This is a genomic window from Streptomyces nigrescens, assembly GCF_027626975.1.
GTDB lineage: Bacteria > Actinomycetota > Actinomycetes > Streptomycetales > Streptomycetaceae > Streptomyces > Streptomyces nigrescens.
Genome location: NZ_CP114203.1, coordinates 6,729,655 through 6,749,532, shown reverse-complemented (window position 1 = coordinate 6,749,532; position 19,878 = coordinate 6,729,655). Strand labels below are relative to the sequence as shown.

The following is a 19,878-nucleotide window of genomic DNA, read 5'->3' as shown; positions in this document are numbered from 1 at the left end:
GGCTCCGGCCGGTTCGGTGCCCCCGTCCCCGCGCCCCGGTCGCGCCGCCCGAGGCAGACTGGCGATATGCCTGAATTGCCGGAAGTTGAATCGCTCGCACGGTTCCTCGCCGACCACCTGGCCGGCCGGGCCGTCGACCGCGTGTATCCCGTCGCCGTACATGCGCTCAAGACCTATGACCCGCCGGTCACCGCGCTCGAAGGGGGTGCGTGCGAGGGGGTGACGCGGTACGGGAAGTTTCTCGATTGTCAGGTCGGGGGGCTGCATCTGGTGCTGCACCTGGCCAGGGCGGGGTGGGTGCGGTGGAGCGACAAGCTGCCGGCGGTGCCGCCGCGGCCCGGGAAGGGGCCGCTGGCGCTGCGGGTGCGGCTCGCCGGAGCGGACGGGGCGGGGTTCGACGTGACCGAGGCGGGGAGCCAGAAGCACCTCGCGGTGTATGTCGTACGGGATCCGCGGGAGGTGCCCGGTGTGGCGCGGCTGGGGCCCGATCCGCTGTCGGCGGACTTCACCCCGGAGGCCTTCCGTGCGCTGCTGGAGGGGGAGCGCCGCCAGATCAAGGGCGTGCTGCGCGACCAGAGCGTGCTGGCGGGGATCGGGAACGCCTACTCGGACGAGATTCTGCACGCCGCCCGGATGTCGCCGTTCAAACTGGCCGCGAAGCTCTCCGAAGAGGAGGTGGAGCGGCTGTACGCGGTGATCGGGGCGACGCTCCAGGAGGCGGTCGAGCGGTCCCGGGGGCTGGCCCTGAAGGACCTCAAGGCGGAGAAGAAGAGCGGGCTACGGGTGCACGGGCGCAAGGGCGAGCCCTGCCCGGTGTGCGGGGACACGATCCGCGAGGTGTCGTTCAGCGATTCGGCGCTGCAGTACTGCCCCACCTGCCAGACGGGCGGTAAGCCCCTCGCGGACCGGCGGCTGTCCCGGTTGCTGAAGTAGACGAGCCGGGGACGGCCGCCGTTCCGCGCGGGTGGTCAGCCCTCGGAGCCGTCGGACGCCAGCAGCTCCCGCAGTTCTGCCACCGCCTCACGGAGCCGGTCGGCGAAGACCTGCATCGGGCCGGCCACCGCCTGCGGGGTGCTCAGATAGACGTGGAAGCTGTCGGGCAGCAGGACATAGGCGACGCCGATACAGCGGCTGCTGGTGGAGCCGAAGCCGAAGTACTGGATGTGCGCGGACGGGGCGGAGCTGGTGCTCAGGTAGTCGTCCCGCATCGTCAGCCAGCCCGGTGTCCGGTAGAGGGCGGGCTGCTCGGTCACGCCGAGCTCCGCCCCGCGGCGCCGCTGGATCAGCTCCAGCTCCCACAGGTGCTGCTCGGGTGCCTCGCCGGCCTGGCACTCCTTGGCGCGCGCCACATGCTTGCCGGCGGCGGCCCGGAACGCGGCACGGCGGGCGTCCGCCGAGGCCGCCGGGTCCTCCATCGCGGCCACGAACGCCTGGATCTCCGGGGTGACGACGCGCATCGCCTCGGTCCGGCCGCGCCGCCACTGGCGGGTGGCGATCGACTCGTAGGTGGCGCCGAGGTGCCCCTTGGCGCGCTGATGGGCCAGCTGGTAGGCGAGCTGGACGAACGCGTCCGGTGAGGCGCCCAGCGCCTTGGCGGTGCTGCTGCCGAAGTCGTCGAAGGCGACGGTCCGGGTGGCGGTGGCCGCCCCGTACTCCACGAAGGCGTCGGCGGCGGAGCGCACCTGTGCCCGGAGGGCGTCGTCCAGCTCGAAGACGACCGGCTCCAGGGCCGGGAGCCCCTGGGAACGGGCCCCGGACCGGTGGGAGTGTTCCTCGGCCGGGGTGCTGAGCAGGGCGTCGGTGAAGCTGAGGATGGTGGTCCCGTCCAGCTCGCAGTGCTCCACGTTGATGCCCGCCCGGCCGTCGGCGAACACGATCAGGGACACGGCCTTGTCGAACCAGCGGTTGCCGCGGTCGCCGTACAGCAGCTGGTCGCAGGCCTCCTGCGTGTCGGCGGGGGCGGAGTCCTCCAGGCAGACGCAGAACAGGGCGGTCTCGATGTCGTCCAGGGCGTCCGCGTTACGGGGGTGGTGGGCGCGCAGGGACTCCCGGGCGTCGGCCCACTGCGCGCGCGCCATGGTGGTGAGGTGGCCGACCGAGGTGCCGGCCGCGGCCGGTTCGGCGCCGGCCTTCTGCACGGCGCGCAGTCCCGCTTCGAGGTCGTCGAGGCTGTGCGGGACGCCGTCCGCGCCGAGCACCTCCATCCGGAACATGGTGCCGCGGTGGAACACCACGATGTGACGGGCCCCGGACGGGCCCGGCCAGGCGTCGGTGTAGGGGCTGCGGACGGTGTCCTGCTGCGCGCCGGGAATGCGGGTGGCGGAGAACAGGTACTTGTTCTGCACCATCGACTGGGGCACGCCCCGCTGCACCACCGGCGGGATGAGCTCCTGATCCAGCTGGCGCTTGTAGTCGACGGCGCCGGCGATGAGCCCGGCCGCCCGCTCGACCTGTGACTGCGGCTGTCCGGGGGCGGGGTCCTGGAACAGGAAGAAGAAGTTGGCGTTGAGCGCGATCCGGTCCCGGCGGCCCAGGTAGCGGTACGGCCAGAAGGTGTCGAGCCAGCTGTGGACGCCCTCCGTGGCGTCGTACTCCTCCAGCGCCGACTGCAGCACCCGGCCGGGGCCGCCGGGACGGAGGAAGGCGGCCACCTCCGCCTCGGTCGCCGCCCGCTCGTCGGCGGTCAGCAGCGGCGCGCACCAGTCGAGGAACCTCTCGCAGCTCGCTTCCAGCGTGGGCAGCGGCACCCGCGGGAGGCTGTCCTCCTGGGCGAAGGTTGTCATGGCGGCCCTTTCCTGACGGTTATTCAATTCTGCTCTCTCGATTCGGATCGTGGGGACCTGTGCTGTCACTCGTCCATGGTCGCGCCGTCACCCACCGTGTCCGCTCTTTGGGGAGTGCGGAACGGGGCACGGTCGCGGCGGGGGGCGCTCGTGCCGTCCGCTAATCCAGCAGCCGGTCGCCGCGGACGGCCCGGCCCTCGGCGGCGGTGTGTGCGGGCAGTACCCGGCCGAAGAGCTGCCGGGTGCGTGCCACGCTCCCGATGACGCCGGGCCGCTCGCTGTAGGCGAAGATCGCGGAGTGGCGCGCGGTCTCGCCGCGCACCGGACTCACCCGGTGGAGCGAGTAGCGGCCCTTGAACAGCTGCAGGTCGCCGGGGTGCAGCGGGAGGCGCCGGATCAGCCGTTCGCCCCGGCCGTCGAGGACGTCCCGGACGTCGTCGAAGTGCTCGTCGTGCGCGGACCGGATGTTCGGGCAGTACTCGAAGACCCCGCCGTCCTGGGCCTGCCGGGTGAGCATGCTGACGGTGAACTCGTTGGTGTCGAAGTGCCAGGGGTGCTCCATGCCCGGGGCGACGACGTTGAGCACGAGCCCGGAGAGCGGGTCCGCCAGCTCGTGCAGCCGCGGCAGTCCGAAGCAGCGGGCGAGGAAGTCCTGGAAGACCGGCTCGGAGTAGAGCCGGCTGATGAGGGAATCGGCGGGGACGCGGTCCCGTGGGACGAAGGCGTTGCCCCGCTGGAAGGTCCGCCGGCCGGGGTGGTCGGCGGGCAGCGCCGAGTCCACCGCGATGTTGTAGACGTTGACCGTCTCGATGTCGTAGTGCGCCTGGGGGGCGATGGCGGCGCACTCCTGCTCCAGGGCCGTGCGCAGCGCCGGGCGGATGAAGTCCGGCAGCACGGTGCAGCCGAGTGTCAGGAGTTCGTGCCGGGCCCGGGAGATCACGGCCTGTCCCCCGGCACTGTCGGGTTCCGGCAGGGGGTACCGGTCGGTGTCGACCACCTGGTCGAGCGTGAGGGTTTGCGCAGTGCTCATTCGATCCTCTCCACATGCGGGCAGACCGTCGTGAGCCGGATGCCGCCCGCGGCCGCGCGGCCCCGCTGCGGACGCCCCCTCCAGGCGGTCCCCGCGGTCCGCGCGCCGTCGGGGCGCGCCCCCGGCTCGTCGGCAACTCCTCTTGCAGCAACTCCACCGAGGAGCAGCACAGTTGAAGCTCCCACAGCGCCGCCGGGTTGTCTGTGACACGTCGCACTGCGCGACGCGGTAACTGCGATCCGTGCGGTGGGGAGCGGGGCGCCGGCGGGCGGCGGAGTCGTCTGCGTCACGTTTTTTGCAACTTGTTGCATAACCTCGCCGGCTGGTCTACAACTACTGCCACGACCACCGCGCCTGGAGGCCCCCCATGAGCCAGTTCCCCCACCTGATGAGCCCGCTCGACCTCGGGTTCACCACCCTGCCCAACCGGGTGCTGATGGGGTCGATGCACATCGGGCTGGAGGAGGCCGAGAACGGCTTCGCGCGGATGGCCGCCTTCTACGCCGCCCGCGCGAAGGGCGGTGTCGGCCTGATGGTGACCGGCGGTATCGCGCCGAACGACGCCGGCCGGCCGTACGAGGGCGGGGCCAAGCTCACCACCGAGGCGGAGGCGGCGCAGCACCGGACGGTGACCGACGCGGTGCATGCGGCGGGCGGCCGGATCGCGATGCAGATCCTGCACTTCGGGCGGTACGCGTACCACGCGGACCTGGTCGCGCCGAGCGCCCTCCAGGCGCCCATCAGCCCGTTTGTGCCGAACGCGCTCACCGACGACGAGGTCGAGCAGACCGTCGAGGACTATGTGCGGGCGGCGGAGCTGGCCAAGTCCGCCGGGTACGACGGCGTCGAGATCATGGGCTCCGAGGGCTATCTGATCAATGAGTTCATCGTCGGCGCGACCAACCGGCGCACGGACCGGTGGGGCGGCTCCTACGAGAACCGGATGCGCTTCCCGCTGGAGATCGTGCGCCGCACCCGTGAGCGCGTCGGCACCGACTTCATCCTGATCTACCGGCTCTCGATGCTGGACCTCATCCCGGGCGGTTCGACGCTGGAGGAGGTGGTCACCCTCGCCAAGGAGATCGAGGCGGCGGGGGCCACGATCATCAACACCGGCATCGGGTGGCACGAGGCCCGTATCCCCACCATCGTGACCTCGGTGCCGCGCGGTGCCTACACCTGGGTGACGAAGCGGCTGATGGGCTCGGTGACCATCCCGCTGGTGACCAGCAACCGCATCAACACCCCTGAGGTCGCCGAGGAGTTGCTCGCCGACGGACGGGCCGACATGGTGTCGCTGGCCCGGCCCTTCCTCGCCGACCCGGACTTCGTCGCCAAGGCGCGGGACGGCCGGTCCGAGGCGATCAACACCTGCATCGGCTGCAACCAGGCCTGCCTCGACCACACCTTCAGCGGGAAGATCACCTCCTGTCTGGTCAACCCGCGGGCCTGCCACGAGACCGAGCTGGTCCTCTCCCCCACCCGGCGGCGCAAGCGGCTCGCCGTGGTCGGCGCCGGGCCGGCCGGGCTCGCCTGTGCCGTGTCCGCGGCCGAGCGCGGCCATGAGGTCACCCTGTTCGACGCCGCGGCCGAGGTCGGCGGGCAGCTGAACATCGCCAAGCGGATCCCGGGCAAGGAGGAGTTCGACGAGACCCTGCGCTACTTCCGTCACCAGCTCGACAGTCACGGCGTGGACGTACGGCTGAACTCCCCGGTCACGGCCGCGGACCTCGGGGCGTACGACGAGGTCGTGGTCGCCACCGGCGTCACCCCGCGCACCCCGGAGATCGAGGGCATCGACCACCCGAGCGTCGTCAGCTACCTCGATGTGCTGCGGGACGGGGCGCCGGTCGGCGAACGCGTGGCGATCATCGGGGCGGGGGGCATCGGCTTCGATGTCGCCGAGTTCCTCACCGATGCCGGCGACTCGGCGAGCCAGGACCCGGAGGCTTACTTCCGCGCCTGGGGCGTCGACACCGCATACGGCGACCGGGGCGGGCTGCGCGCGCCCGAGCGGCCCAGGACCGCGCGGCAGGTGCATCTGCTCCAGCGCAAGCCGTCGAAGGTCGGCGCCGGTCTCGGCAAGACCACCGGCTGGATCCACCGTACGGAGCTGCGGCACCGGGGCGTGACCATGGTCGCCGGGGCCGCGTACGAGCGGATCGACGACGAGGGCCTGCACCTCACGGTCGACGGCACGGCCACCACCCTCCCCGTGGACACCGTCGTGCTGTGCACCGGACAGGAGCCGCGCCGGGACCTGTACGAGGAGCTGCGGGCCGAGGGGCGCGCCGTGCACCTCATCGGCGGTGCGGATGTCGCCGCGGAGCTGGACGCCAAGCGCGCCATCCAGCAGGGGACGGAGCTCGCGGCGGCCCTGTGAGCCGCTGCCCGGCCGGGCTCACGGCAGGCGCCGCGAGCCCGCCGCGCCCCGGTCGCCGCGCCTAGGATTCCCCCATGTCACTGCCGCACGCGATCCTCACCGCCCTGCTGGAGAAGCCGTCGTCGGGGCTGGCGCTGACCCGTCGGTTCGACCGGTCGATCGGCTACTTCTGGTCGGCCACCCATCAGCAGATCTATCGCGAGCTGGGCAAGCTGGAGCAGGCCGGGTTCATCCGGGCGCTGCCGAGCGCGCAGCCGTCCCGGGGGCAGAAGAAGGAGTTCGAGGTGCTGCCCGCGGGCCGCGCGGAGCTGACCCGCTGGGCCGGTGGTGAGCAGGACTCCAAGCCCATCCGGGACGCGCTGCTGCTGCGGATGCGGGCCTCGGCGGTGGTCGGGCGGACCGGGCTCGATGCGGAGCTGCGGCGCCATCTGACGCAGCACCGGCGGCAGTTGGCGGAGTACCAGGAGATCGAGGACCGCGACTTCGGGGCGGCCGCGGATCCGGAGGACCGGTTGCGTCGGCTGGTGCTGCGGGCCGGGATCGGGCTGGAGACCTTCTGGGTGGAGTGGCTGGCGGAGGCGCTGGCGGAGGTGACGGACATGGACGCCGCGACGGCCCCGGGGGACGGCGCGGACGGCTGAGCCGGGCCCGCGGGCCCGGCGGGGAAGCGCACGGTGCGGCCGGCCCCGGGGAAGTCCCGGGACCGGCCGCCCTGTTGATGCGCCGGGAGCCGTCAGCAGTTGTCGTAGATCAGGGCGCGCACCAGACGGCAGGTCGTGTCGGACGGGGCGTGGACCCCTATCTCGGCCGCGGTGCTGCGGATCTTGCGGTTGTGGGCCTGCTCGGGGCGGTAGACGCCGGTGTCGAGCAGGGCGATGGCCAGCCGCATGGCCTTCAGGCGGCGGTTGTGTGATTCGTACCGCTCGCGCGGCCATCCCGCGGGCAGCGGCTTCTTGGGCAGTGGGTGGGCCGGGAGAGGCTTCGTCATGAGTGTGGCAGCGGCCATCGGCGACCTCCTGGAGCGTTGGAAAAACCCTCACTGACTGGTTCCCATTCTACTGGCCACCACTGACAAAAGCCCCTGGCCAGGGGGGATTTGACCGCGGGAGAAGAGGCTTTCCGGAGGTGCGGGAGGGGCCTTGCCGACGGCCTTTGGTCAGACCGCGGCGGCCAGGGCGCGCAGCTGCGTTTTGTCCGGCTTGCCGACGGGGGTGAGGGGGATGGCGTCGACGAGGTGGACGACGGCCGGGGCGTACAGGGCGCCCTGGTGCTCGGTGACGAAGGCGCGCAGGACGGCGGGGTCCACCCGGTGGCCCGGGGCGGGGACGACCGCGGCATGCACCTCCTCGGTCTCGTCCGGTCCGCGCACCCCGTAGACGGCGCAGTGGGCGACCGCCGGGTGGGTGTGCAGCAGGTCCTCGACCTCCGCCGGGTGGACATGGCCGCCGACGACGATGATCAGGTCCTTGACCCGGTCGACGAGCTAGAGCCGGCCGTCGTCGTCCAGCATGCCGACGTCACCGGTGCGCAGCCAGCCGTCGCCGGGCAGCGCCTGCGCGGTCAGCTCCGGCTGCTTCCAGTAGCCGGACATCACCCCGGCCGAGCGTACGTGGATCTCGCCCCGCTCCCCCGTCGGCACCTCCCGCCCGTCCGCGTCGCGCACGGCCAGCGTCACACCGGGCAGCGGACGGCCGACGGTGATCCGGCCGCCGGGCCCGGCGCGGAGATGGTCCTCCGGACGGGCCTCGGTGATCGTCATCGCCTCGGACATGCCGTAGACCCCGAACAGCACCGGGCCGAAGACCTCGGCGGCCCGCGCCAGCCGGGACGGCGAGGCCGCGCAGCCGCCGTAGGTGAGGCGGGTGAGGGAACTGAGGTCGGTGGCGGGGAGGGTGGGGTCGTCCAGGAGGCGGTAGAGGAGCGGGGGCAGCAGCCAGAGGTGGGTGATGCGGTCGCGTGCGACGGCGGCGAGGACGGCCGTGGGGTCGAAGGCGCGGTGCAGGACGACGGTGCCGCCGGCCGCGAGGGTGGCATCGGCCAGCACGCCCGCGAGATGGGCGAGCGGGGTGCAGGCGAGGAAGCGGGGCGGGTCGCCGGCGGCTTCCATGCGGTGGTGCAGGATCATCCCGGCGTACGGGGCGTGCGCCATCCGCACTCCCTTGGGGATGCCGGTCGTGCCACCGGTGTGCCGGATGCACCAGTCGCCCTCGGGACGGGCGGCGCCCGGCACTTCGGGAGTGGCGGGGAGGGCGGCGCAGGCGGCCAGGAGGTCGGGGCCCAGGCCGCCGGCCGCGGGCTCCCCGCCCAGGGTCATGACGTCGGGGGCCGGGCCCCGGAGGTGGCCGAGCAGTTGCCGTGCGGTGCCGTGGAGGGCCGGGTCGACGAGGAGCAGGGCGGTCTCGGCGCTGTCCGCGATCCGGGCCAGGGTCGCGGCGGCCATACCGTCGTAGAGGAAGACGACCCGGGCGCCGAGGTGGTTGGCGGCGTAGCGGGCGGCGAGCACCTCGGGGCGGTTGCCGCTGAGGAGAGCGACGGTCCGGCCGCGGCCGATGCCCCGGCCGGCGAGCACCGCCGCCATGCGGTGGACGGTGTCGCGCAGGGCACCGGCGGTGAGCGCGTCGCCGCCGTCGCCCGTGGTCAGTACGGCCCGGGACGGGTCGCGGGCGAGGACGGCGAGAAGGGCGTCGGTATAGCTGGTGAAGCCGGTGGCGGACGTCATGGCGTGGGGCTCCCTGGGCCGGTGCGGGCGGGTGACGGTCCTGACGCTACGGACCCTCACTCATGCCCTCCACGACCAATTCCGCCATGTAGTCATGCCTCTTGAGGCATGAGCGGGCTCAGCTTCTCCTCCGCCGCCGCGAGGATTTCGGTGACCCGGAGGCCGAAGTGGACATCGCAGGCGTTCGGCAGACCTGTTCCCACGGCGGCGAGCAGGGCGTCGACGGCGCGGTGGTAGGCCGGTTCGGGGCCGCCCGGGCGGCGCGGCAGGGTGGTGATGCCGGCGGTGCCGCGGAGGGTGACCTCGACACCGGCGGCCGCGGCCGGTGCGGCCAGACCGACCGTCGCCGTACTCGCCGCCCCGCTGCTGTGACGCATCGTCAGCAGCACCGTGTCGGCCGGGCCGCGGGTGGCGGTGACCGCCTCCGCGTCCCCGAGGACCGGCAGCAGCACCGACAGCGCATGCGGGCCGACGTCCCACAGGCCGCCCTTCGCCCGGCGCCAGGGCGAATCGGCGTACGGGCTGGAGCTGTCGTCGGCGAAGACCGAGCCGAGCCAGTCGGCGTGCGCGGTGAACCAGCCGCCGGCCGCGGCCTGGGCGGCGATCCACTCCCCTTCCTGCTCCCCGAAGCGCGCGGTGAAGAACACCACCGAGGCGACCCCCGCGCGGTCGGCGGCATCCGTGAGGGCGCGGGCCTCGGGCACCGAGGTGGCGACCGGCTTGTCCAGGAGGAGGTGGCGGCCGGCCTCGGCGGCGCGGACCGCCAGCGGGGCCTGGACGGACGGCGGCAGGGCGAACGCGACGGCGTCGCAGTCCGCGAACAGCTCGTCGGGGGCCTCGTACGGGCGGCTGCCGTGGACCTGGGCCAGCGCCGCGGCGGCCTCCGGCCGGCGCCCCCAGATACCGGTGAGCTCGACGCCGGGGTGCGCGGCGAGGGCGGGGGCGTGGACGCTCCGCGCCCAGGGGCCGGTGCCGAGGAGTCCGATGCGCAGGGTCGTCATGGGGCCAGTCTCTCCCGGGGTGCGGGGCGGGGCGCCGATTTCGTCGCCCGTGCCGTGGGGTCCCTCCGGGGCGGGCCCACGGCGCCGGCCGCCGGACAGGCGTTAGGGCCTGTCCGATGCGCCGCGGACCCGGCCATGACCCATCGGACAGGCCCTTAATCCCCGTGCCCCGCCCGCCCGGCCGGTGTTAGGTTGCACCGGCCGGCCGCGGGACTCCGGTGCGACTTCCGGACCTGCTCTGCAAAGCAACGATTCGCTGCTCGTGCCCCCATTCCCCGGCCGGCATCCGACGACGGGCGGGGGAGGGCCGCGTGGAGAGCTCCGCGGATCTGGTGGCGGCCGAGGACGTGCTGCTGTTCGTGCATGCCGCGATCACGTCCACCGGGCAGCGGGAGTTCCACTCGGGCGCGCAGGAGCAGCAGCTGTCGCTGGACTTCCTGCACGCGTACGTACGCATCAACTACCGCCCCCTGTATGCCGCTTCGCTGGCGCTGGACATCAACGACCACAATGCGGCGCTGATCGTGCGCGGGCTGCTGGAGACGGCGGGCGAGGCGACGGCGCAGGAGCGGCGCGCCGAGGGGCGGCTGATCGCGGCCCGGCTGGCGCGGCTGCCGGCGCCCCGCGTCTACCGTCTCTTCCGTGCCCTGCGCGCCGCCAAGGTCAACAACCGGCGCACCCGCGCGATCGTGCGCGACTGGCTCGCCGCGCGCCCGGACCCGGCGCTGGACGCGGTGAAGTACCGCGCCGGCCTCAAGTGCGCCGCGCGGCACGCGCATCTGCCACTGACCGGCGGGCGGGGCGGCGAGCGGAAGGACGGCGACGGCGAGCTGGGCGACTTCCTCTTCGCGCCGGGCCGCCGCACGCGGTTCGCCACCCCGCTGCTGGACGCCTGGCGGCGGGCCCACTACGAGCAAGGCGCCCTGTACGAGCTGCCGTTCACCGTCGCCGAGGGGTTCGCCTCGAAGCACGGCATCGGCCGCCGCGCCTTCCTGGAGCGCATCGCGCCTCGGATGACCCGGCTGGAGCGGCTGCGGGTGCAGGAGTCGGCCCGTGCGCACCGCGCCGAGGTGCCCACCGATCTGCGCGGGATGCCGCTGACCCGGCTCGCCTCGTACGTCCTCGGGCTGTCGCTCGACGACCGGGCCGCGCGGCGCGCCGAGCTGACCGGTGCGCTGCGGGCCGCGGCGCGGCGTACGGCGGGGGCGCAGGCCGGGACCTGGGGCCGGGTGGCCGCCGTCCTGGACGACAGCTTCTCCACGACCGGCTCGCGGCAGAAGCGGCGCCGTCCGCTGGCGACCGCGCTGGCCTGCCACTTCCTGCTGGAGGCGCTGGCGGAGTGCTATCTGCCGCGGTGGACGTCGGGGCGGCAGGACGCGCTGCTCGCGTACCCGTACGGGCCGACGCCCCTGGGTATGCGGCTGCTGGAGGCGCTGGAGGACGCACCGGAGCGGCTGGTGATCGTCTCCGACGGGTGGGACAACGCCCCGCCGGGCCTGGCGGGCGAGGTGCTGCGGATCTGGCGGACCCGCCTCGACCCGGAGCACCGCACCTCCGTCGTGCATCTCAACCCGGTCTACGACGCCGAGGACTTCGCCGTCCGGCGGCTGGCCGCCGCGGTGCCGACGGCCGGGGTGCGCAATGCGGAGGACCTGCCGGCGCTGGTGCAGCTCGCGCGGTTCGCGGAGGGCCGTACGGGCCTGGCCGAGCTGCGGGCCCATCTGGACGACCGGGTGCGGCAGTTCCTGGCGGAGAAGACGGACGAGGCGGGTGTGACGGTATGAGCAGGCTGGATCTGAGCGGGCTCACCGTCCGCCCGGCGCAGGTGTGGGGCGCGGTCCGGCTGGTCCCGCTGGTGCGTGCGGAGCCGGTCGCCGGTCTGCGGCTGCACCGCGAGCTCTACGAGGACGGGCCGGCGACGGTGCGGGCCGACGGCCGCACGACGTACTCCACCACCTACCTTCCGCACGGCTTCGTGGCGGACTGGACGGGGGACGGATCGCCCGCGGCCGCCTACGGCTCGCAGTTGACCGAGGGGCGCGGCCCGGTGGCGTGTGCGCCGCTGCACTTTCCGCGCAAACTCGCCCAGAAGCGACGGGGCAAGGGCCGCCCGTCCGGCGGCTCCTCGGGCTCGCTGCGTTTCCTGCCGCTCCATCTGGCGCTCGACGGCTATCTGGCGCTGCATTTCGGCGGCCCGTCGATCGTGTGGGAGGAGTGGACCCGGCGGGCGGTGTACGAGGGGCTCACCCCGCGTGCGGAGCGGGCGTACCGGGGCGAGGCGGTGCCCGGTCTCGACGACGCGCTGCGGGTCTTCGAGATCCATCCGGAGCAGTGCGGGGTGCTGCTATATGTCGCCGACGCGCTCGCGGCCGCCTTCGTGGTGCCGCACCCGGACGACTACCGGGCCCTGCATGCTTCTCTCCTGCAGGACCTGTACGGGGAGCTGCTGTACCACTACGCCCTCTACGGCGGGCCGGTGCCGGAGTTCACGACCCGGATCACGGCGGAGTACATCAACTCGCTCGCCCAGCTGCGGTCCGCCGCCGAGCGGCGGCAGCAGGAGTGGGCTGACCAGCATGCCGGCCTGATGGCGGGCGAGCTGCTCGACGAGTCCTACGACGTGCGGGAGGTGTACCGGATGGGCCGGTTCCGGCTGTCGCGGTTCCTGCCGCCGTTCGCGCTGCACCGCACCCAGCACATCGGCGAGACGATCACGGACGAGAAGGGGCGGGTCGTCTACCTCAAGACGTTCCGGCTCTCCGAGAAGCAGGTCCGGCGCGGCCATGTGCTGCACCGGCTCGCGGCGCACGAGTGGCATCTCGGCCGCACCGCGGAGGCGATGGGGATCACCGTCGAGGAGCTGGCCCGCCGGATCAGGCGTCTGGGGTTCGAGGGGCTGCTGAAGCAGCACGCCTGAGGTCTGCGTCACATCGGAATAGCGGGAAGACAGCCCCGTCAAGGCAAGCAATCACAGGTAGGCGGCGAAGAAAACCTTGGAAAAGCCTGGATGTCCGGCTCGGTAACCTGTGGTTCACAAACGGGCAACGGACGAGAAATGGCGCGTTGCGAGAGTGCGTGAGTACGCCCGCACCGTACCCGCACCGACCGTGAAGAGGACCCCGTGACCATCAAGGCCGAGTACATCTGGATCGACGGCACCCAGCCGACCGCCAAGCTCCGCTCCAAGACCAAGATTCTGACCGACGGCAGCAAGCTGCCGCGGTGGGGCTTCGACGGTTCCAGCACCAACCAGGCCGAAGGTCACGCCTCGGACCTCGTGCTGGAGCCGGTGTTCAGCTGCCCGGACCCGATCCGCGGCGGCGACCACCTGCTGGTGCTGTGCGAGGTGCTGCACACCGACCTCACCCCGCACCCCTCCAACACCCGTGCGCTGCTGCGTCCGGTCGCGGAGAAGTTCGCGGACCAGGAGGCCATCTTCGGCATCGAGCAGGAGTACACCTTCCTCAAGGGCGACCGGCCGCTCGGCTTCCCCGAGGGCGGCGGCTTCCCGGCTCCCCAGGCCGACTACTACTGCGGAGTGGGCGCCGACGCGATCTTCGGCCGGGAGATCGTCGAGAAGCACCTCGACCTGTGCCTGGCGGCGGGCCTCGGCCTGTCCGGCATCAACGCCGAGGTCATGCCCGGCCAGTGGGAGTTCCAGGTGGGCGCGCTGCCCGCGCTGGAGGTCTCGGACCACATGTGGGTGGCGCGCTGGCTGCTGCACCGCGTGGCGGAGGACTTCGGTGTCACCGCGTCGCTGGAGGCCAAGCCGGCCAAGGGCGACTGGAACGGCGCGGGCGCGCACACCAACTTCTCCACCCGGGCGATGCGCGAGGGCTACGACGCGATCATCACCGCCTGCGAGGCGCTGGGCCAGGACGACAAGCCGCTGGAGCACGTCCGCCAGTACGGCACCGGCATCGAGGACCGTCTGACGGGTGCGCACGAGACCGCCCCCTGGGACGCGTACTCCTACGGCGCCTCCGACCGCGGCGCCTCGGTGCGTATCCCCTGGCAGGTCGAGGTCGAGAAGAAGGGCTACATCGAGGACCGGCGGCCGAACGCCAACGTCGACCCGTATGTGGTCACCCGGCTGATCGTGGACACCTGCTGCACCGAGCTGGCGCGCCGCGAGCAGATCTGACACCACCGGGAGATCTGACACCGCCGGAAGAGCGGTACAGCGGGTGAGCGGGGCCGGGCCGGCATGGTCCGGCCCCTCCGCATGCCGGGGTGGCGCCGTCCCTCCGCATGCCGGGCGCGGCGGCCGGCGGCGGACGCGACAGCTCCGGGCCGTTTGTCAGTGGCGGCTGGCAGGCTGAGGACATGCTTGCGATCACCGTGACGACCGAGACCGGTCCGGTCCGGTCCCGCCCGGCCGCCGAGGAACTCACCGGGCTGCTGCGCCGGATCGGCGCCGACGACGACCATTTCGTGGTCGCCGGGCGCTGCCCCGACGAGGCACATGTCTATGTGCAGACCTGGCGGGACGGCGACGGGCCGTTCCAGGTGGAGTACCGCGACGGCGCGCCGGAGCGGCACTTCCGCGCGCACAGCGACGACCCCGAGCAGGTCGTCGAGGTCTTCCTGGACTGGGCACGCGGCGGGGAGACCTGGCGCACGGCGCTCGACTGGCAGCCCGCCGATCTGTACGCGACGCCCGGTCTGGCCCCGGAGACCCGGGCCGCCGCCGAGGAACGGGCCCGTCAGGGCATCCGCTCCGGTTTCCGGGACTTCTCGCAGATCGCGCAGGACGTCTGTGACTCCTTCGGCCCCGAGGACACCCCGGTCTCGCCGGACGAGGCACGGCGGATCGTCGCGGGCCTGTGGGAGGAGCGGCTCGCCGAGCAGGCGGGGTGGCCCGAGGTGACCGACGCCGACCGGGTCGCGCGGGCTTTCGCCGCGCTGGACTCCCAGGGGCTGACCGCGCGGATGCACTTCAGCTGCTGCAGCAACTGCGCACTGGGCGAGATAGCGGCCGAACGCGCCGACGGGGACCGGGGCTTCGTCTTCTTCCACTACCAGGACACCGAGTCGGCCGCGGCGGGCCACGGTCTGGCGGTCCGGTACGGCGCGTATGCGCAGGACGGGGAGGCCTCCGGGGCGGACCGCGCCGAGGTCGGGCAGGCGGTGGCGGCGGCGCTCTCCGCGGCGGGGCTGCCGGTGGAGTGGGACGGCGATCCGGACCGGGTCATCGACGTCACCCCGCTGGACTGGCGCAAGCGACTGCCGGCGGGGGCCTGAGATGCACAAGGCCATGGCGCGTGTCCTGCCCGGCGGACTTCCGCGGCGGGCCGCACCGGATGTCCGGCGCGCCGCCGTGCCCTGGGCCGCGCCGCTGTATGTCGGGGCCGTTCAGCTCGGTGCGTACGCCACCGCGCGGCTGCCCGCCCGGCGGCGCACGGAGCTGCTGCGCGCGCACTCCACCAACGTCGCCAATCTGCGGGCCGGCCGGTGGCGGACGCTGGTCACCAGCGCGGCGTTCGTCGAGCATCCGCTGCCGGTGCCGTACGGCGCCGCCCTGCTCGCCGCCCTCGGTACGGCCGAGGTGCGCTGGGGCGCCCGGCGCGCGGCAGGGGTGTTCGCGGCCGGGCACATCGGGGCCAGCCTGCTGGTCTATGCGGGCCTGCGGGCGCGGGGCCACGGCCGCCCCGCCCAGGCGCCCGTGGGGGACGCCCCGTCGGACACGACCGCACAGGCCCTCGATGTCGGTGCCAGCTACGGCTTCAACGCCACGGTGGGCGCGCTGGCCGCGACCGTCCCGCACCGGGGCGTCCGGGCGGCGGCGACGGCCGGTCTGCTGACGCTGGCGGCCGTTCCCGTGCTGCGCCGCGGGCGGACGTTCACCGACGCCGGGCATCTGGCTGCCCTGGTGCTCGGGGTGGCGATGGGCGCGGGGATGCGCAGCCGGACGGGCGGGGACGGAGCGGGAGCGAACCAGGCATAGGAGACAGAGCGCCGCGCATCGGATTCCGGCCATGACCCTCCCCCGCTGCGCGGTCGCCAACTCCGGTGCGGAGAAGCCGAGTCGGGCCCCGATCGCCGCCGGTCACGGCGCCGGTGCGGGTCCGGCGCGGCGGAATCGCGTCACACGAGGCTCCGCACGAGGGACAGAACACCGACCGTCTGGTTCAATAGGGCCATGGCCAGCCTCACCGACACCGCGACAGGTCGCAGCGACCTGGAGCCTTTCTGGCCCTCCCGGCAGGCGCACGCCTTCGACCGTCTGTGTTGCCGCGCGCACTGAGCGCGGGCCCGCACACGCCTCACGACGCCGTTGACCGGCGCCTTTAGCCCTGCCCGCGCGCATGACGTCCCCGACGCCCCTCTGCGCGAAAGAGCTGACTCCTGATGACGAACCTCCGTACCCTGGCCGCCGGTTCCGCGACGGCCCCCCTCCCTGCCGCTCCCGCACCGCACGCCCACCGCCACCGGCTGCGCGCCGTGGCACCCGACGAGGCCCTCCCGTCACCCGCCACCACCCCGGACGCGGGCGCCGCGCACCGGACCGCCGTTTCGGTCGCCGAGCTGCTGGACTCCGGCGCGACCTGGCTCCCGGCGCCCCAGCACAGCCTGCCCGCGCTGCCCGGCCAGCCGCCGATGGTCGGATACCTCGTCCTCGTCCCGGCCGAGCAGGCCGCCGCCACCGCTCCGCAGCCGGCCGCCGGGCCCGAGGCTCCCGCGACGACCGGCGACGCGCTCGTGCGGATCGACCCCGAACAGCGCACCGCGCAGGTCCAGGACCGGCCGCTGGACCTGACCTACCTCGAATTCGAGCTGCTGGCCCATCTGGTCGCGCATCCGCACCGGGTGCACACCCGCGACCAGCTGGTGACCACGGTGTGGGGCTACGGGCATGTCGGTGACGGCCGCACCGTCGACGTCCATGTCGCCCGGCTGCGCCGCAAGTTGGGCGCCGAGCACCGGTCGTCGATCGTGACGGTGCGGCGGGTCGGCTACAAGTACGTGCCGAGCATCTGAGGCCGGGTCAGACACCCTCCTGCCGCCGCCGCAGGCCCGGCCGGGCGGGGAGCCGCTCCCCCGCCCGGCCGGACACCGCTCCCGCACGGGGACCGCACCGCTTCGGCGTACCCCGGTCCGCCGTGGCACCCCGCCGGTGCAGATATCCCGCACCGCACGCCGCCACCAGCCCGATGCCGGAGACCAGCAGCATCCCCTTGGCCGGGGAGTCGGTGAGCGCCGCACCGCCCAGCCCGCCGAGCGCCGCGCTGCCCAGCGCCCAGATGCCCGCACCCACCGCGTCCAGCACCACGAAGCGGCGCAGCGGGAAGCGGACACTGCCCGTGGACAGGGCGGCGACCACCCGGCCGCCGGGCACGAAACGGCCCGCGATGATGAGCAGCGCGGCGTTCCGTTCGACCTTGGCGCGGGCCCTGAGGTGCCGGGCCCGGCCGCGCTCACCGCGCAGCAGCCGGGCGCTCGCCCGCGGGCCCGCGTACCGCCCCACGGCGTAGCCGAGACAGTCCCCGGCCAGCGCCCCGGCCGCCGCGACGCCCGCCAGCAGGGCGAGCAGCGACGGGTCGGGGCCGATGAGCACGGCGACCAGGACGACCGTGGTCTCGCTCGGCATGAACGGCAGCAGCGCGTCGAGACCGGACACCAGCAGGACGACCAGCCACAGCCAGGGCGAGCCCAGCATGCCCTGCAGGGGCGCGGTGAGCTGGTCCAGCTGCTCAAACATGGGCCGGAGCGTCCCGCGGCGGGGCGTGCGGCACCGGCGCGGCGGGCCGGAGTGCGGCGCCCGGCCGCGGCGCGCCGCTGCCCGTCGCCGCCGTCACCGGGCGGCCGCGCAGCGCCGCCCGGGCCGCCAGCTCCGCCAACTCCCGCCGGTCCAGGCCCCCGTCCCACGGCGTCAGCGCCGGATGCGCGGTGACCCGTACGGTCAGGGCACGGGCCGCGAGCACCCGGCGCAGCGAGCCCGCGAAGGTGTCCTCCCCGCAGAACGCGGCGACCGTGCTGGGCAGGCCCTGCTGGGTGTAGTCGAGGGTCACCGGGCGGACCGGCGCGCCCGCGTCGATGGCGGCCTGGAAGGTGGCCCGGCGGAAGGTGCCCGCCTCGGCGGTGCACCAGGTGGTGGCCTGCGGGAAGACCGCCACCGACCGTCCGGCGCCGAGCAGTTCGGACACCTCCCGCACGGTGTGCGGCAGCCGGCGGGGGTGGGTGCGGTCGATGAAGTGCGTACCGGCTCGGCGCGCCAGGCCGCCGACGACCGGCCAGCCGCCGACCTCGCGCTTGGCGAGCAGGGTGACCGGTTCGACGGAGAGCAGGGCGAGGATGTCGAGCCAGGAGACGTGGTTGACGACGACGAGGGTGCCGGGGCCGTCCCCGACGGTGAGCGGGGCCGCGCCCTCGACGTGGATGCCGAGCGCGTCGAGCAGCGCGCGGGCGTGGGTCCGCAGCCGTCCCGGCTCGGCCATCCGCGCGCCGTCCGTCAGCGCCCGCCGCACGCTGCGGGCGAACGCGGCGCCGCGCCGGGCGATATGGGTGGCCGGTACCCGCGGCAGGGCGTGCGCCGCGCAGTCCGGGGTGCAGTCGGACCGGACGTCGAAGGGGCCGTTCACCGCTCCCCCAGGAAGTAGCGCCGGTAGCGGTCGCCGAGCCGTTCCATGTCCAGGACGACGAAGAAGTCGGCGACCTCGAACTCGGGGTCGTGGGCGGGTGCGCCGCAGATGACGGCGCCGATGCGCAGATAGCCGCGGAGCAGCGGCGGCAGCTGGGCGAGGCTGGGACGCCCGGGGACGGGGAGCGTGGTGTGCCAGGGGTGGTGCGGGGTGACCTGGAGCTCGGGCGGTGCGGCGTAGCGGGTCCGGCCCAGTTCCCAGGCGTGGGCGGCGGCGGTACCGCCGTCGGCGAGCGGGACGGAGGCACAGCCGGCGAGGTAACGGTGGCCGGAGAGCAGGGTGTAGCGGGCGAGGGCGGCCCACATCTGGGTCATGACCGCGCCGCTGCGGTGATCGGGGTGCACACAGGAGCGGCCGGCCTCGATGAGGGAGGGGCGCAGCTCCGCCAGGGCGCCGAGGTCGAACTCGCCGTCGGAGTACAGCCGCGGGCTGCGGCCGGGCGGCAGCAGCCGGTAGGTGCCGACCACGTCGCCGGTGGCGGTGTGGGTGACGATGAGGTGGTCGGCGAGCTCGTCGACGGCGTCGATGTCATGGCCGGCCAGCGGGGAGTGCAGGGTGGCGCCCATCTCCCCGGCGAAGACCTGGTGGCGCAGGCGTTGTGCGGCGCGGATCTGTGCGCGGGTGTCGGCGATCTCCGCGGTGTAGCCGGGGTCGGCGGGGGCGGCGGGGGTGGCGGGGGTGGCTGCCGGTGCGGGGGTGGGAGCGGTGCGGGGGACGGCGGCGGACGCGGTCGATGCCATGCTCATGAGAGCCCTCCATGGGGAGTGGGGAGGCTGTGGGAGTCGACGGGCGGTGGAGGCAACGGGGGCCAGTGGGGCTGCGGGCGAGCGGTGCGCTCCACGGTGGTGCCGGATACACCCCTGCCGGGGACGTAACCCCATGACCTGGCCCTTCTCTACGCGGCAGACTGTTCCCGTGTCCGACGGCCGGGCGCGTGAAGCCCAGGGAGCGAACGGATGAGGGTCCGCAGAACACTGGTCGCCGCGGCCCGGGGGCCGGGGATCGCGCTCGCCGTGAAGCTGGGTCGGTCACGCTGTTCGTGCTGATCGTGGTGTCGCCGGGCTGCACGACGGCGCCCAGGCGCGGCTGGTGGCCATGGGCATGAGCCTCGGCACCATCGAGGCCCTGGTGGAGAAGGATCCGGCCCGGGCGAAGAAGCTGCTCGCCCGGGCCCGGGAGTGGATGGAGATCCCGGTCGAGGTGGCGGTGGCCCCGCCGCGCCGGGTGGCGGCGCCGGTGGAGTCGGCGGCGTGACATCTTCGCCAAGCTCCAGCTGCCGCCGTCGGACGACGACAACCGGCGGGTGCCGGCGGTGCCGGC

The 19,878-nt window shown here is 73.7% G+C and carries 16 protein-coding genes and 2 pseudogenes; 10 read left to right on the top strand and 8 right to left on the bottom strand.

The features are described 5' to 3' along the window. Positions 1–66: 66 nt before the first annotated feature. Complete coding sequence (locus tag STRNI_RS29945) at positions 67–933, top strand: Fpg/Nei family DNA glycosylase (RefSeq protein WP_266448270.1); 867 nt, start codon at positions 67–69, stop codon at positions 931–933. 35 nt (positions 934–968) lie between these two features. Here STRNI_RS29945 and STRNI_RS29940 read toward each other — a convergent pair whose 3' ends face one another. Beyond that, positions 969–2,783 (bottom strand): choline/carnitine O-acyltransferase, encoded by a 1,815-nt coding sequence (locus STRNI_RS29940; protein WP_277412358.1) that lies wholly within the window; start codon positions 2,781–2,783, stop codon positions 969–971. Between the two features lie 160 nt (positions 2,784–2,943). Then, positions 2,944–3,813: a HalD/BesD family halogenase gene (locus tag STRNI_RS29935; RefSeq protein WP_093643233.1), complete on the bottom strand. Its 870-nt coding sequence runs from the start codon at positions 3,811–3,813 to the stop codon at positions 2,944–2,946. A gap of 367 nt (positions 3,814–4,180) precedes the next feature. On the opposite strand from STRNI_RS29935, the gene STRNI_RS29930 reads away from it, so the two are divergent. Next, complete coding sequence (locus tag STRNI_RS29930; protein ID WP_266448263.1) at positions 4,181–6,196, top strand: NADPH-dependent 2,4-dienoyl-CoA reductase; 2,016 nt, start codon at positions 4,181–4,183, stop codon at positions 6,194–6,196. Positions 6,197–6,270: 74 nt separating this feature from the next. Continuing rightward, entirely contained in the window at positions 6,271–6,837 is a 567-nt protein-coding gene (locus STRNI_RS29925) for a PadR family transcriptional regulator (RefSeq protein WP_109889233.1), read from the top strand. A gap of 92 nt (positions 6,838–6,929) precedes the next feature. On the opposite strand, the gene STRNI_RS29920 is transcribed toward STRNI_RS29925, so the two are convergent. From STRNI_RS29920 to STRNI_RS29910, 3 genes and pseudogenes are all read right to left on the bottom strand, one after another. Further along, a complete protein-coding gene (locus STRNI_RS29920) occupies positions 6,930–7,202 on the bottom strand; it encodes a hypothetical protein (RefSeq protein ID WP_018090148.1) in 273 nt (90 codons plus the stop codon). A gap of 150 nt (positions 7,203–7,352) precedes the next feature. Beyond that, positions 7,353–8,915: pseudogene (locus tag STRNI_RS29915) on the bottom strand (AMP-binding protein). Between the two features lie 92 nt (positions 8,916–9,007). Then, positions 9,008–9,916, bottom strand: a complete 909-nt coding sequence (locus STRNI_RS29910; protein WP_159488490.1) for a Gfo/Idh/MocA family protein — start codon at positions 9,914–9,916, stop codon at positions 9,008–9,010. Between the two features lie 311 nt (positions 9,917–10,227). On the opposite strand from STRNI_RS29910, the gene STRNI_RS29905 reads away from it, so the two are divergent. From STRNI_RS29905 to STRNI_RS29880, 6 genes are all read left to right on the top strand, one after another. Next, complete coding sequence (locus STRNI_RS29905; protein ID WP_277412357.1) at positions 10,228–11,700, top strand: hypothetical protein; 1,473 nt, start codon at positions 10,228–10,230, stop codon at positions 11,698–11,700. Continuing rightward, positions 11,697–12,833, top strand: a complete 1,137-nt coding sequence (locus tag STRNI_RS29900) for an ARPP-2 domain-containing protein (protein WP_277412356.1) — start codon at positions 11,697–11,699, stop codon at positions 12,831–12,833. The genes STRNI_RS29905 and STRNI_RS29900 overlap by 4 nt, the downstream gene beginning before the upstream one ends. Before the next feature lie 204 nt (positions 12,834–13,037). Beyond that, a complete protein-coding gene (gene glnII, locus STRNI_RS29895) occupies positions 13,038–14,060 on the top strand; it encodes a glutamine synthetase (RefSeq protein WP_018090153.1) in 1,023 nt (340 codons plus the stop codon). Positions 14,061–14,242: 182 nt separating this feature from the next. Next, positions 14,243–15,160 carry a DUF6891 domain-containing protein gene (locus STRNI_RS29890; protein ID WP_159488487.1) on the top strand — a complete coding sequence of 306 codons (918 nt, stop codon included), beginning with the start codon at positions 14,243–14,245 and terminating at the stop codon, positions 15,158–15,160. A gap of 13 nt (positions 15,161–15,173) precedes the next feature. Then, the gene (locus tag STRNI_RS29885; RefSeq protein ID WP_229838561.1) at positions 15,174–15,863 is read left to right on the top strand and encodes a rhomboid-like protein; all 690 of its coding nucleotides are present in this window, start codon (positions 15,174–15,176) and stop codon (positions 15,861–15,863) included. A 404-nt stretch (positions 15,864–16,267) separates the two neighbouring features. Next, entirely contained in the window at positions 16,268–16,897 is a 630-nt protein-coding gene (locus STRNI_RS29880) for a winged helix-turn-helix domain-containing protein (protein WP_266448237.1), read from the top strand. A 7-nt stretch (positions 16,898–16,904) separates the two neighbouring features. Here the strand turns inward: STRNI_RS29880 and STRNI_RS29875 are convergent, their stop codons facing one another. Genes STRNI_RS29875 through STRNI_RS29865 form a run of 3 tightly spaced genes read right to left on the bottom strand, consistent with a single transcriptional unit; the run spans position 16,905 to position 19,304 of the window. Beyond that, positions 16,905–17,618, bottom strand: a complete 714-nt coding sequence (locus tag STRNI_RS29875) for a DedA family protein (protein ID WP_109889247.1) — start codon at positions 17,616–17,618, stop codon at positions 16,905–16,907. Then, entirely contained in the window at positions 17,611–18,498 is an 888-nt protein-coding gene (locus tag STRNI_RS29870) for a lysophospholipid acyltransferase family protein (protein ID WP_266448231.1), read from the bottom strand. The genes STRNI_RS29875 and STRNI_RS29870 overlap by 8 nt, the downstream gene beginning before the upstream one ends. Further along, positions 18,495–19,304 carry a GNAT family N-acetyltransferase gene (locus STRNI_RS29865; protein WP_277412355.1) on the bottom strand — a complete coding sequence of 270 codons (810 nt, stop codon included), beginning with the start codon at positions 19,302–19,304 and terminating at the stop codon, positions 18,495–18,497. The genes STRNI_RS29870 and STRNI_RS29865 overlap by 4 nt, the downstream gene beginning before the upstream one ends. 316 nt (positions 19,305–19,620) lie before the next feature. On the opposite strand from STRNI_RS29865, the pseudogene STRNI_RS29860 reads away from it, so the two are divergent. After that, a pseudogene (locus STRNI_RS29860) lies at positions 19,621–19,809 on the top strand (histidine kinase); the annotation flags it as partial. Positions 19,810–19,878 lie beyond the last annotated feature (69 nt).

Excerpts from the sequence above, each read along its gene's own strand:
- STRNI_RS29945 (WP_266448270.1), top strand. The coding sequence starts at position 67 with ATGCCTGAATTGCCGGAAGTTGAATCGCTCGCACGGTTCCTCGCCGAC.
- STRNI_RS29940 (WP_277412358.1), bottom strand. The coding sequence starts at position 2,783 with ATGACAACCTTCGCCCAGGAGGACAGCCTCCCGCGGGTGCCGCTGCCC.
- STRNI_RS29935 (WP_093643233.1), bottom strand. The coding sequence starts at position 3,813 with ATGAGCACTGCGCAAACCCTCACGCTCGACCAGGTGGTCGACACCGAC.
- STRNI_RS29930 (WP_266448263.1), top strand. The coding sequence starts at position 4,181 with ATGAGCCAGTTCCCCCACCTGATGAGCCCGCTCGACCTCGGGTTCACC.
- STRNI_RS29925 (WP_109889233.1), top strand. The coding sequence starts at position 6,271 with ATGTCACTGCCGCACGCGATCCTCACCGCCCTGCTGGAGAAGCCGTCG.
- STRNI_RS29920 (WP_018090148.1), bottom strand. The coding sequence starts at position 7,202 with ATGGCCGCTGCCACACTCATGACGAAGCCTCTCCCGGCCCACCCACTG.
- STRNI_RS29910 (WP_159488490.1), bottom strand. The coding sequence starts at position 9,916 with ATGACGACCCTGCGCATCGGACTCCTCGGCACCGGCCCCTGGGCGCGG.
- STRNI_RS29900 (WP_277412356.1), top strand. The coding sequence starts at position 11,697 with ATGAGCAGGCTGGATCTGAGCGGGCTCACCGTCCGCCCGGCGCAGGTG.
- STRNI_RS29890 (WP_159488487.1), top strand. The coding sequence starts at position 14,243 with ATGCTTGCGATCACCGTGACGACCGAGACCGGTCCGGTCCGGTCCCGC.
- STRNI_RS29885 (WP_229838561.1), top strand. The coding sequence starts at position 15,174 with ATGGCGCGTGTCCTGCCCGGCGGACTTCCGCGGCGGGCCGCACCGGAT.
- STRNI_RS29880 (WP_266448237.1), top strand. The coding sequence starts at position 16,268 with ATGACGAACCTCCGTACCCTGGCCGCCGGTTCCGCGACGGCCCCCCTC.
- STRNI_RS29875 (WP_109889247.1), bottom strand. The coding sequence starts at position 17,618 with ATGTTTGAGCAGCTGGACCAGCTCACCGCGCCCCTGCAGGGCATGCTG.
- STRNI_RS29865 (WP_277412355.1), bottom strand. The coding sequence starts at position 19,304 with ATGAGCATGGCATCGACCGCGTCCGCCGCCGTCCCCCGCACCGCTCCC.